The 11,992-nt window shown below is 67.0% G+C and carries 10 protein-coding genes; 4 read left to right on the top strand and 6 right to left on the bottom strand.

All coding sequences use genetic code 11. The annotated features are described in order from the left end of the window. Positions 1–57: 57 nt before the first annotated feature. Positions 58–1,467, top strand: coding sequence for an amidase (locus J5T34_RS15810; RefSeq protein WP_208580572.1), 1,410 nt, complete (start codon positions 58–60; stop codon positions 1,465–1,467). Between the two features lies 1 nt (position 1,468). Continuing rightward, a complete protein-coding gene (locus J5T34_RS15805) occupies positions 1,469–2,713 on the top strand; it encodes an MFS transporter (protein WP_208580570.1) in 1,245 nt (414 codons plus the stop codon). A 37-nt stretch (positions 2,714–2,750) separates the two neighbouring features. Here the strand turns inward: J5T34_RS15805 and mnmE are convergent, their stop codons facing one another. The 6 genes from mnmE to rpmH all read right to left on the bottom strand — a co-directional run bounded on the left by mnmE (position 2,751) and on the right by rpmH (position 7,964). Then, a complete protein-coding gene (gene mnmE, locus J5T34_RS15800; protein WP_208580568.1) occupies positions 2,751–4,184 on the bottom strand; it encodes a tRNA uridine-5-carboxymethylaminomethyl(34) synthesis GTPase MnmE in 1,434 nt (477 codons plus the stop codon). Positions 4,185–4,202: 18 nt separating this feature from the next. After that, positions 4,203–5,117: a CHAD domain-containing protein gene (locus J5T34_RS15795; RefSeq protein ID WP_208580566.1), complete on the bottom strand. Its 915-nt coding sequence runs from the start codon at positions 5,115–5,117 to the stop codon at positions 4,203–4,205. 176 nt (positions 5,118–5,293) lie between these two features. Further along, positions 5,294–6,955: a membrane protein insertase YidC gene (gene yidC, locus J5T34_RS15790; RefSeq protein WP_208580564.1), complete on the bottom strand. Its 1,662-nt coding sequence runs from the start codon at positions 6,953–6,955 to the stop codon at positions 5,294–5,296. 20 nt (positions 6,956–6,975) lie between these two features. Then, positions 6,976–7,236: a membrane protein insertion efficiency factor YidD gene (yidD, locus tag J5T34_RS15785; RefSeq protein ID WP_208580562.1), complete on the bottom strand. Its 261-nt coding sequence runs from the start codon at positions 7,234–7,236 to the stop codon at positions 6,976–6,978. 14 nt (positions 7,237–7,250) lie between these two features. Next, entirely contained in the window at positions 7,251–7,664 is a 414-nt protein-coding gene (gene rnpA, locus J5T34_RS15780; RefSeq protein ID WP_208580674.1) for a ribonuclease P protein component, read from the bottom strand. A gap of 165 nt (positions 7,665–7,829) precedes the next feature. After that, positions 7,830–7,964: a 50S ribosomal protein L34 gene (gene rpmH, locus J5T34_RS15775; RefSeq protein WP_006578231.1), complete on the bottom strand. Its 135-nt coding sequence runs from the start codon at positions 7,962–7,964 to the stop codon at positions 7,830–7,832. Positions 7,965–8,772: 808 nt separating this feature from the next. Between rpmH and dnaA the strand changes: the two genes are divergently transcribed. Further along, positions 8,773–10,494 (top strand): chromosomal replication initiator protein DnaA, encoded by a 1,722-nt coding sequence (dnaA, locus tag J5T34_RS15770; RefSeq protein ID WP_208580560.1) that lies wholly within the window; start codon positions 8,773–8,775, stop codon positions 10,492–10,494. A 323-nt stretch (positions 10,495–10,817) separates the two neighbouring features. Beyond that, a complete protein-coding gene (gene dnaN / locus J5T34_RS15765) occupies positions 10,818–11,933 on the top strand; it encodes a DNA polymerase III subunit beta (RefSeq protein ID WP_208580558.1) in 1,116 nt (371 codons plus the stop codon). The last annotated feature ends 59 nt before the right edge of the window (positions 11,934–11,992 follow it).

Below are 11,992 nucleotides of genomic sequence, written 5' to 3'. Positions count from 1 at the left end.
CGGTCCGGCGCGAGGCCGATTCAATTCTACTTAACCTTGGTGTTCCGCGAGAAAACGATGTCCGCCGACTGGCATTACCTTCCCATCACCGAGCTCGCCGTGCGAATCCGGCGGCGCGAGGTCTCGCCCACCACCGTGGTGCAGGTCCAACTGGATCGCATCGCCGCGCTCGACGGCGCGCTGCACAGCTACGCGCTGGTGCTGGCCGACGCGGCGATGGCGCAGGCGGAAACCGCCGAGGCCGACATCGCCGCGGACCGATATCGCGGCCCGCTGCACGGCGTGCCGATCGCCATCAAGGACCTGTGCTGGACGGATGGGGTGCCGACCGCGGCAGGCATGGCGATCCACCGGGACTTCCGTCCCGACCGGGATGCCACCGTGGTCCACCGGCTCAAGCATGCGGGCGCGGTGCTGCTCGGCAAGCTGCAACTGACCGAAGGCGCGTATTCCGACCACCACCCTTCCGTGACTGCGCCGGTGAACCCGTGGCATGCGGACTACTGGCCCGGGATCTCGTCCAGCGGTGCCGGTGTGGCGACGGCGGCCGGGCTCTGTCACGGGGCCATCGCCTCGGATACCGGCGGCTCGATCCGCTGGCCGGCGGCGGCCAATGGCGTGACTGGGCTGAAGCCGACGTGGGGGCGGGTCAGCCGGCATGGCGTGTTTGCGCTGGCACCATCGCTGGACCATGTCGGGACGATGGCGCGCAGCGCGGCGGATGCCGGTCTGCTGCTGCGGGCCATCGCCGGCGCGGACACCGAAGACCCGACTGCGCTGCACGATCCGGTGCCGGACGACCTTGGCGCGGTCGCGACGAACTTGAACGGCGTACGGATCGGCATCGACCCGGAATGGAACGGCGACGGCGTCGATCCCGATGTGCAGGCCGTCGTCTTCGCGGCCGGCGAGGTATTGCGAACGCTGGGCGCGACCTTCGTGGAGGTCCGCGTTCCCGATGCGCTGCGTGCGGGCAGCGGACTGACCGACGATTGGGCCGCCAACTGCGCGGTCGAGGCGGCGGTCGCGCATGCCGCCACCTATCCCGCGCGCCGGGACGAGTACGGCCCGGTGCTCGCCGCGGTCATCGAGTCGGGGCGCGCACTGTCCGGCATGGACTATCAACGGATCCTGCTGCGCCGCGCCGAATTGCGTGGCCGCATGGTCGCGCTGCTGCAAACCGTCGACCTGCTGCTGACGCCGGTGCATCCGTATGCGCCGCTGTCGCTGGCCGCGGTGCGCACGCTCGGCGAACAGCCCGCGCTGATCGCGGGGCTGCAACGGTACACTTGTCCCTTCAACCTGACCGGCCATCCGACCATCACGCTGCCAGGCGGTTTGTCGCAGCAAGGGCTGCCGATCGGCATTCAACTCGTCGCCCCGCATCTGGGCGAAGCGATGCTGGTGCGCGCGGGCACCGCCTTCCAGGGCGCCACCGACTGGCATCGCCAACATCCGGTGAACTGACATGACGACACTGGTGTTCAAGCAGCGCGTGTTCTACGGCTGGTGGGTCGTGGCCGCGGCCTTCGCGGTGACCTTCGTCGGCTTCGGCAGCGCCTATACCTTCAGCGCGTTCATCGAGCCGTTGCAGCGCGAGTTCGGCGCGTCGCGCGGCGCGGTGTCGCTGGTGTTCTCGCTGGCGGGCTTTCTGTATTTCGCGCTCGGCATCGTCAGCGGGCCGCTGGCGGACCGCTGGGGCGCGCGCCGACTCTGTATCGCCGGCATGCTGCTGGTCGGCGCGGGGCTCGCGCTGGCGAGCGTCGCGCGCAATATCGTCGAGGTCTACGCGGCCTACGGGCTCGGCGTGGGCCTGGGCGTCGGTTTGGCTTATGTGCCGGCGGTGGGCGCGGTGCAGCGCTGGTTCGTCAAGCGCCGCGGCCTCGCTTCGGGGCTCGCGGTCAGCGGCATCGGCGTCGGCACGCTGGCGATGCCGCCGCTGGCCGCGCTGCTGATCGACGGCGTGGGCTGGCGCGACGCCTACCTGACGCTGGGCGTACTGGCCGCGGTGCTGGGCGTCGGTGCATCGCTATTGCTGGAGAACGATCCCCGCGAGCGCGGCCTGGCGCCGGATGGCGAGCCGCTGCCGGCCCATGCCCACACCGCGCCGCCGGCGGCCGATGTGTCGATGCGCGACGCCATACGGACGCGCCAGTTCATCAGCCTCTATGCGGCCTGTCTGATCGCCTCGTTCGGTGTCTTCGTGCCCTTCGTCCATCTGGTGCCGCATGCGCAGGACCTCGGCATCGCGCAAGGCTCGGCGGTGCTGCTGCTTGGCGTGATCGGCATCGGCAGCACGGCAGGGCGCTTCTTCCTGGGCAGCCTGGCGGACCGGATGGGGCGGCAGCGCTTCCTGCTGGTGACCGTGATCGCGCTGGCCTTCAGTCTGCTGATCTGGGCGGCCGCGACCGGCTTCTGGATGCTGGCGCTGTTCGCCTTCCTGTTCGGCGCCTGCTACGGCGGCTGGGTCGCCGTGCTGCCCGCGGTGGTGATGGACCTGTTCGGCGGCCGCAATGTCGGCGGCATCATCGGCGTGCTGTACACCAGCGTGGCGTTCGGCACGCTGATTGGGCCGAGCGCGGCCGGTTTTGCGTTCGATGCGAGCCGCAGCTATACGTTGCCGATTCTGGCGGCGGTGGCGGCGAATCTGATCGCGGCGGGAATCTTGCTCGCGGCGGCGCGTGGAGCGAAGCGGGCCTCGACGCAGGGTTGACCGCAAACCGCCAACCTCGGCGTTCCAGCACGCTGGCCTACTTCCCGATGCAGAACCGCGTGAAGATCGTGCCGAGCAGATCGTCGCTGGTGAATTCGCCGGTAATGCTGTTCAGATGTTCCTGCGCCAGCCGCAATTCCTCGGCGAACAGGTCCAGCGCCTTGTCCTGCTGATCGGCGCGTTCGGCGGCGAGGTCCAGATGCGATTGGGCGCTGCGCAGCGCGTTCAGATGGCGCTCGCGTGCGAGGAAGGCGCCCTCGTTGCCGGCCTGCCAGCCGATCACGCGCAGCAGCTCATGGCGCAGCAGATCGATACCGGCGCCGGTGCGGGCGGAGATCCAGATCTCGGTCGGATTCGGGCCATTGGCCACCACCACATGCGGACGGTTGCCGCCGAACGTGATGGCGCCAACCGCGGGCGCCAGGTCGATCTTGTTGACCACGCGCAGGATCGGCGCGCCCGGCGGCAGATGGCCCGACAGGCGGTCGTCGATCGCGTCATCGACCTCCGACAGGCCATGCTGCAGATAATCGGAGGCGTCGATCAGATGCAGCACCATGTCCGCGCGGCCGATCGCCTCCCACGTGCGTTCGATGCCGATGCGTTCGACCTCGTCGACCGCGTCCTCGCGCAGGCCCGCGGTGTCGATGATATGCAGCGGGATCCCTTCGATCTGGATGGTCTCGCGCACGCGGTCGCGCGTCGTGCCGGCGATCGGCGTGACGATGGCGAGTTCCGCCCCGGCCAGCGCATTGAGCAGCGAGGACTTGCCGACGTTGGGCTGGCCGGCCAGCACCACCGACAGCCCTTCCCGCAACAGCGATCCCTGTCGCGCCTGTGCGAGCACGCCACCGAGCGCGGTACGGATGGTATCGAGCTGGCCGCGCGCATCGGAGGCCTCGAGGAAGTCGATCTCTTCCTCGGGGAAGTCCAGCGTGGCCTCGACCAGCATGCGCAGATGGATCACCTGTTCGACCAGCGCGTGAATCGCCTGCGAGAAGGCACCCTCCATCGAGCGCGCCGCCGAGCGCGCGGCGGCCTCGGTGCTGGCCTCGATCAGGTCGGCGACGGCTTCGGCCTGCGCCAGATCGAGCTTGTCGTTCAGGAAGGCGCGGCGCGTGAATTCGCCCGGTTCGGCCAGGCGCAGACCGACTTCGTGGCCGGCCTGCAGGCAACGCGTCAGCAGCATCTGCATCACCACCGGACCGCCGTGTCCCTGCAGCTCGAGCACGTCCTCGCCGGTGTACGAATGCGGGCCAGGGAAGAACAGAGCGATGCCGTGGTCGATGACCTCGCCCTTGCCGTCGAGGAAGGGCAGATAGGTGGCGCGGCGCGGCGTCAGGGACTGGCCGCAGATCGCGCGCGCGATGGTGCCGGCTTCGGGTCCGGACACGCGGACCACGCCGATGCCGCCCCGTCCGGGCGCAGTGGCGATGGCGGCGATCGTGTCGATGCTGGGCTGGGCGGTCATGGGCGGTATTGTCGCAGATCAACGCGGCGCCGGCGCCACAAGATGGCTCGTCACCGGCCGGGACGACGGTTGCGTCAGCGCCGTTTCGGCCATCTCGGCCGTCTTGAGCTGCTCGATTGGATTCTCGGCTTGCTGGCCGGACAGCAGCGCGGTCAGCAAGTCCCGGGCGCTGGCGGCATCGGTCTGCGCGCCCAGTCGTGCCTGCCGCGCAACCAGCTTGCGATGGACGCGACCGGTATAGCGCCCTGGCAGCACGGGGCCGACGGCCTCGATCGCATAGCGCAGCCGCTTGCCGGCGACGCGCAGCGCGTGCAACACCTCGGCGGCCGGCAGCTGCATGCTGTCGGCTTCCGCGCCGAGTTCGCGCCAACGCGCCTTCAGCGCCCGCACGCTGCGCCGGGCCTTGCGCACGCGCCGGCGCGCCAGCCGGGCCAACGGCGCATTGGCGGCCTTGCCCGGGATGCCGTCGACCGCGCGATGCCGCAACGCGGCCAGATCGTCGCTCAGCACCGGCAAGGTCTGGCTGCGCTGGGCATGCAGCACCGACAGCAGCGTGGCGCGCGCCGCCTCGCGCCTCGACTGGGCGTCGTCGAGCAGCGTCAGCAGCACCGGATCGCCCGATTGGCGCGACAGCGCGGGCTGCAATGTGTCGGCGATTAAGACGTCCCAGTCGCGCACCGGGCCGGTGGCCCGCATCAGATCGCGCAGCACGATCCGCCAGCGGGCCGCCACCGCCCCCGGCAGGGCAGGCGCGAAGACCCAGCGCACCGCGCGCAGATGGCGGATCGCCACACGCAAGGCATGCAGGTCGTCGGGCCGGTCGCGCCGGTCCAGCGCACGCAGCGCGTTGGCGATGCGCTCCAGATCGGCGGCGGCCAACGCGGCAAAGGCGTCGAGCGCGCGCATCCGGCGTTTCAGTGTGAGATTGCCCATGTCGCCATGTCGGGGTGGCGGCTCGCGCCGGCCCGCTGAGAACCATGCTGGCTACAGTGTAGGAAACGGGCTGGCTCGATGCGGCGCATGGTCGTCTTGGTCCGACGATCGCCCAAAGAAAAAAAGCCCGACGCGTTCGCGTCGGGCCTTCTCGTACTGCGCGGCGCCGAAAAGGCTCAGCCCTTGGCAGGCGCCGGGGTCTTGCCCTTGCCCAGCATCCGGTTGATCTGCCATTGCTGCGCGATCGACAGGATGTTGTTGACCACCCAGTACAGCACCAGGCCGGCCGGGAAGAAGAAGAACATCACCGAGAACACCAGCGGCATGATCATCATCACCTTGGCCTGGATCGGGTCCGGCGGCGTCGGGTTCAGCTTGGTCTGCACGAACATCGACACGGCCATCACGATCGGCAGGATGTAGAACGGGTCGGGCACCGACAGGTCCTTGATCCAGCCCAGCCACGGCGCGCCGCGCATCTCGACCGACGACAGGAGCACCCAGTACAGCGCGATGAACACCGGGATCTGGATCAGGATCGGCAGGCAGCCGCCGAGCGGATTGACCTTCTCGGTGCGATACAGGCCCATCATCTCCTGGTTCATCTTCTGCGGGTCGTTCTTGTAACGCTCGCGGATCGCCGTCATGCGCGGCTGCAGGTCCTTCATCTTGCCCATCGACTTGTAGCTCGCCGCGGACAGCGGGAAGAACACCAGCTTGATCAGCACGGTCAGCGCGATGATCGACCAGCCCCAGTTGCCCAGGATGCCGTGCAGCTTCTCCAGCAGCCAGAACAGCGGCTTGGCGAGGATGGTCAGCCAGCCATAGTCCTTGACCAGCTCCAGGCCCGGCGCGATCTGCTCGAGCATGTGCTCTTCCTGTGGACCGGCGAACAGGCGGGCGTCGGTCGACACCGTCGCGCCCGGCGCGATCTCGCCCAGCGGCTGCTGCACGCCGACGCGATACAGGTTCGGATCGATCTGCTCGACGTAGAAGGTGTGCTGCTTGCCGGTCTGCGGCAGCCAGGCCGAGGCGAAGTAATGCTGCACCATCGCGACCCAGCCGTTGTCCGAGGCGCCGGGCACGGTGGCCTTGCCCTTGGCGATGTCCTCGAAGCTGATCTTGTGGTACTTGTCCGCGTCGGTGTAGACGGCCGGGCCGGTGAACGTGCTGTAGAACTGCGACTGTTCGACATGGCTGCCGTCGCGCGCCAGTTCCATGTACAGCGTCGGCGATACCGGCTGGGCGCGGTTGTTGGTTACGTCAAAGCGCGTGCCGACCACGTAGCTGCCCTTCTGGAAGCGGTAGGTCTTGGCGAAACGCACGCCGTCCTTTTCCGCGGTCAGCACGACGTCGAGCGAACCGGCATTGCCCAGGTCGCGCGGACCCGGCGCGGCGGTGAACACCGTCGTGTGGTTCGGCAGGTCGCCGTTGATCAGGCCCGAGCGCGCCATATAGGTATGCGCGGCGCTGCGCTGGAACAGCACGACCGGATTGCCGGCCTCGTCCTTGTGGCGCAGCAGTTCGAGACGAGACAGGATGCCGCCCGCGGTATCGATCTCGGCACGGACCACGTCGGTCGTGATGACGATCTTCTCGCCGGCCGGTGCAGGCGCCTGCGGCGCGGCTGCCGGAGCGCCCGTCGGGGACGCGCCGCCCACCGCCTTCGGCACGTCGCTGCGCGCCTGCGGGGCGCTGGCCGGCGTGCCGGTCGCGGCGGGTTGCGAGGCGCTCGGGAAGAACATCGAGGCGTGGCCGTTGGCGCGCTGCCAATTGTCGTAGAGCAGCACGAGGGACATCGAGAAGATGACCCAGAGGATGGTGCGTTTGATATCCATGTCTCGCTGTATCTGGGAATTCAGGGTCTGGGCAGCCGGACGCTGACCGTCGGGCGGCCGGCGTCGCGCGAGGGCGGCACCGGATCATACCCGCCTTGCGCGAAGGGGTGGCAACGGCACAGCCGGCGGGCGGCCAGCCAGCTGCCGCGCGCGGCGCCATGACTGACGATGGCTTCGCGGGCGTAGTCCGAGCAGGTCGGCAGGAAGCGGCACTGCGAGCCCAGGTAGGGACTGAGCGCGATCTTGTAGAAGCGCAGCAGGGCAAGCAGGATAGGCTTCATGTCGGTGCCCTCGATCAGCCGCCGGAAGGCGAGGTGAGCGCAGGGGGCGGAGCGGACGGCAGGGGCCGGGCGGCGACTTCCATCAGCTCGGCCAGTTCGGCCTGGCAGGCCAGCCGGACTGCACGGCGGCTGGGGAATTCGGTGCGCGGAAACTTGGCCTGCAATCGCAGCAACACGTCGCGGCCGACCAATTGGTCCTGCCGCTGGCGGAACAGTTCCCGCACCATGCGCTTCACCAGATTACGCTCGGCGGCGCGCGGCGCAAACTTCTTGCCGACCACGATGCCGAGCCGAGCCTGCGGCTGGCCGTTGGCGCGGACATAAAGCACGAAATGGGCGCTGCGGCGCCGCGGGCGCAAAGCAAAAACGGATGAAAACTCATCCGTCTTTGTGAGCCTCGCGGCTTTGGGGAAGGCATGGGTCGGCACGCTGGTCAGACTGGGCTGGCACGCGTTGCCGGGCCGTCCTGAGAGCAAGGCAAGAGGGGACAACGGCAAGGGCGGCGGCCGGAACACGACCGCGCCGGGCGCCACCATCATGCGCCGGCGCTTGCCGGCTGCACCGATGCGGCCCGCCGTCCCGTCACCCAGCCCTTAGACTGCCAGGCGCTTGCGGCCCTTGGCGCGACGCGCGTTGATCACGGCGCGGCCGCCACGGGTCTTCATGCGCACGCGGAAGCCATGGGTACGCTTGCGGCGGGTAACGGAAGGTTGGTAGGTACGTTTCATGTTGCACTCTCTGGTTGATCTGGGCGCGCCCGGCCGCGTAGGGGCCGTGGCTGCCGCGTATGGTTCGCATGGGGGCCGCCGCGGATGCGGTACTGCCGACGCTTGTGATTGTCCTGAAGCTGACCTGACGCCGGCCTTGGGTGTCGCGATACAGGTCTCGCGACGCAGGCTGGGCGGGATGACCGCGCGGCTGGCGCGGGCGACCCGAGCTCAGGCCCGCCGCCGCTTATGAAGCGGGTCAGACCCGGCGATGCGCATACGTGATCCCCTGCCGCATCGCAGAACCCGCCATTTAACGGATTTTCGGCGCGCCTGTCAAGGCTGCTGTGTTGGGAGGCCGTTGCGGGCGTGCGCGTATCGGCCATTGGGCGGCTTTTCTTGTCCACAGTGGTGCGATGCACATTTTAGGGTGACCTAACCGACGCATTTTTCGCGTGATGCGAAGGACAATCCCCTTTCAAATCAAGCGATTGGCCTCTATAAGTGCCGACTGCGGCGCTGCCAGCTTGCAGGTTGTGCACAGTCATCCACCGAATTTTCACAAGTTGTCCACAGACTTATCCTTTGTGGATAACTTGGGGCGGGGGGTACAATCCCGGTCCAAACACAACACGGCCTGCGTGGCGCACGCACAACCCGAGGTGTGCAGGACATGACGGTTAGGCGGCTTGGCGGGCGGGGGACCCGACAGGCCGGCTGCGGTAGCCGCCATGCCGGCACTCGGGAGACAGCGGCGCCCTTTTTTATTGGGACTCGAAAGACTGCTGACGTGACGACAGGCAGCCGTGGCACTACCCAACAACAACCGATGCAAGATTTCTGGCAGGCGGCAGCCGCGCAGCTCGAGCGCGAACTGACGCCTCAACAGTTCAAAACCTGGATCAAGCCGCTCGCGCCGGTGGCGTTCGACGAGGACGCCCTGTCGCTGCGCATCGCCGCGCCCAACCGCTTCAAGCTCGACTGGGTCAAGAGCCAGTTCTCGGGGCGCATCACCGCGCTCGCCTGCGAGTACTGGGAAGCGCAGGTAAGCGTCCACTTCGTCCTTGACCCTACCGCGTCGGGACGTGCGGCGGCGAACGGCTATCACGCCGCCGGCAATCCGGCCGGCCAGTACGGCCCTGCCCAGGATCCGGCCGCCCCCGGCGGCGCGGGTCCGGCCGCCCATCTGGCGCCGGCTTACGGCGCCGGCCAGGCGATGGGCCAGCCGCCGGCGCACGGCGGCCAGGCGCCTGGTCCGGGCGCGCTGATGTATGGCGCGCCGGAGCAGCCCGGTGCCGGCGTGGCCGCGCCGGCCGCGTATGGCGGCATCCACGGCGGGCTGCACGGCGGTATCGGCGGCGGCATGGGCAATCCTTCGGCTGCGCCCTACTCCGGCGGCAGCCAGGCGATCGGCGCCGACGTCGTCGATGTCGATGTGCCGCAACTGGACCCGGCCGAAGCGGCGGCCCGCTCGTATCGGGTCGCGCAGCAGCCGATGCCCGGCCAGCAGCCGGCCGACACGGTGCATGAGCGCTCGCGGCTCAATCCGATCCTGACCTTCGACAATTTCGTCACCGGCAAGGCAAACCAGCTCGCGCGCGCGGCGGCGATCCAGGTGGCCAACAATCCCGGCAAGTCCTACAACCCGCTCTATCTGTATGGCGGCGTCGGCCTGGGCAAAACTCACCTGATCCACGCAATCGGCAACTTCATGCTGATGGAGAACCCGCGCGCCCGGATCCGCTATATCCATGCCGAGCAGTACGTCTCCGATGTGGTCAAGGCGTATCAGCGCAAGGCCTTCGACGAGTTCAAGCGCTACTACCACTCGCTCGACCTGTTGCTGATCGACGACATCCAGTTCTTCTCCGGCAAGAACCGGACGCAGGAAGAATTCTTCTATGCGTTCGAGGCGCTGATCGCCAATCGCGCCCAGGTCATCATCACCAGCGATACCTATCCGAAGGAAATCACCGGCATCGACGACCGGCTGATCTCGCGTTTCGATTCGGGGCTGACCGTCGCCATCGAGCCGCCCGAACTGGAAATGCGCGTCGCGATCCTGATGAAGAAGGCCGCGGCGGAAAATGTTTCGGTGCCCGAGGAAGTGGCTTTCTTCGTCGCCAAGCATCTGCGCTCGAACGTACGCGAGCTCGAAGGCGCGCTGCGCAAGATCCTCGCGTTCTCGAACTTCCACGGCAAGGACATCACGATCGAGGTCACGCGCGAAGCGCTGAAGGACCTGTTGACCGTACAAAACCGGCAGATTTCGGTAGAAAACATTCAGAAGACCTGCGCCGACTTCTACAACATCAAGGTCGCCGATATGTATTCCAAAAAGCGGCCTGCCAATATCGCGCGGCCGCGGCAGATCGCCATGTATCTGGCCAAGGAATTGACGCAGAAGAGCCTGCCCGAGATCGGCGAGCTGTTCGGGGGACGCGACCACACCACCGTGCTGCACGCGGTGCGCAAGATCGCCGACGAGCGCAGCAAGGACGCCCAGCTCAATCACGAACTGCACGTTCTGGAACAGACCCTGAAGGGTTGAAAACCCGGCGCCGGGGATTTTGCGGGACCGCTGCGGCGGGCTGGCATACTGTGGTCTGCGCGCCGCGCGCTGCCGCGGGACGCCAGAATGCCCGGCGGCAGCCCGCAAACCCGCGCGGGACAAGGCTTTGCGGGCGATCGGCAATGGTTGGGGGATCGTGGCTTTTGATGCACAATATGCGCACGAGCAAACACATCGTCCGGCTTTGCCGAGCCGCCCGATCCGAGGTAAAATGCGACATTAACTCCTTGATTCCTAAGTGATTTTGGAGTTGCGCAAGACACCCGGCGGACGCTGACTATAAACGACGAAGGACATATTCAATGCAATTGGTCAAAACCTCGCGAGACAATCTGCTGCGTCCGCTGCAAATCGTGAGCGGCATCGTGGAGCGCCGCCACACCCTCCCGATCCTGGCCAACCTGCTGATCCGCAAGTCCGGCGCCAACGTCTCCTTCCTGTCCACCGATATCGAAATCCAGATCACCACGCACGCCGAATGCGGCGTCGGCAACGACGACGTGGCCACCACCGTGGCCGCGCGCAAGCTGCTCGATATCCTGCGTGCGATGCCCGACGGCGATGTCGCGCTGTCGCTGTCGGACAAGCGGATGACGGTGCAATCGGGCAAGAGCCGCTTCGCGCTGCAGACGCTGGCCGCGGAGGAATTCCCGACGGTCGCGGAAGCCACCGAATTCAACGCCAGCGTCACGCTGCCGCAGAAGACCTTCAAGCATCTGCTGGCGATGGTGCATTTCGCGATGGCGCAGCAGGACATCCGCTACTACCTGAACGGCATGCTGCTGGTGGTCGACGGCAAGAAGCTCATGGCGGTCGCCACCGACGGTCACCGCCTCGCCTACTGCGCGGTCGAGCTCGAACAGGAAGCGGCGGGCGCCGGCGCACGGCAGGAAGTCATCATCCCGCGCAAGACCATCCTGGAACTGCAACGCCTGCTCGAGGACAACGACGATCCGGTGCAGGTGCAGCTGGCCGCGAACCAGATCAAGTTCACCTTCGCCAATGTCGAGCTGATCTCGAAGCTGGTCGAAGGCAAGTTCCCCGATTTCCAGCGCGTGATTCCGAAGGGCTACAAGAACGCCTTCGCGATCGATCGCATCAAGCTGCAGCAGGCGCTGCAACGCACCGCGATCCTGACCACCGACAAGTTCAAGGGCGTGCGCTGCATTCTCGATACGCACACCCTGAAAATCAGCTCGACCAACGCCGATCAGGAAGAGGCGCAGGAAGAGCTCGAACTCGATTATTCGGGCGATGCGCTCGATATCGGTTTCAACGTGACCTATCTGCTCGACGTGCTGGGCAACCTCAAGAGCGAGCAGGTCCAGGTCAGCCTCGGCGACTCGAATTCGAGCGCGCTGATCACCGTGCCGGAAGACGACAACTTCAAGTACGTCGTCATGCCGATGCGCATCTGATGTTCCGGTAAAGGATCGCAAGATACGCAGAATCCGGAGCATCGAACGGCAGGCTACGG

Origin of the sequence: Cupriavidus gilardii (genome assembly GCF_017598945.1) — a bacterium.
Classification (GTDB): Bacteria; Pseudomonadota; Gammaproteobacteria; order Burkholderiales; family Burkholderiaceae; genus Cupriavidus; species Cupriavidus gilardii_E.
This window is presented reverse-complemented; position numbering and strand designations above follow the sequence as displayed.

Bases quoted from the DNA above. Each gene is read 5' to 3' on its own strand.
- J5T34_RS15810 (WP_208580572.1), top strand. From the start codon at position 58: ATGTCCGCCGACTGGCATTACCTTCCCATCACCGAGCTCGCCGTGCGA.
- J5T34_RS15805 (WP_208580570.1), top strand. From the start codon at position 1,469: ATGACGACACTGGTGTTCAAGCAGCGCGTGTTCTACGGCTGGTGGGTC.
- mnmE (WP_208580568.1), bottom strand. From the start codon at position 4,184: ATGACCGCCCAGCCCAGCATCGACACGATCGCCGCCATCGCCACTGCG.
- J5T34_RS15795 (WP_208580566.1), bottom strand. From the start codon at position 5,117: ATGGGCAATCTCACACTGAAACGCCGGATGCGCGCGCTCGACGCCTTT.
- yidC (WP_208580564.1), bottom strand. From the start codon at position 6,955: ATGGATATCAAACGCACCATCCTCTGGGTCATCTTCTCGATGTCCCTC.
- yidD (WP_208580562.1), bottom strand. From the start codon at position 7,236: ATGAAGCCTATCCTGCTTGCCCTGCTGCGCTTCTACAAGATCGCGCTC.
- rpmH (WP_006578231.1), bottom strand. From the start codon at position 7,964: ATGAAACGTACCTACCAACCTTCCGTTACCCGCCGCAAGCGTACCCAT.
- dnaA (WP_208580560.1), top strand. From the start codon at position 8,773: ATGCAAGATTTCTGGCAGGCGGCAGCCGCGCAGCTCGAGCGCGAACTG.
- dnaN (WP_208580558.1), top strand. From the start codon at position 10,818: ATGCAATTGGTCAAAACCTCGCGAGACAATCTGCTGCGTCCGCTGCAA.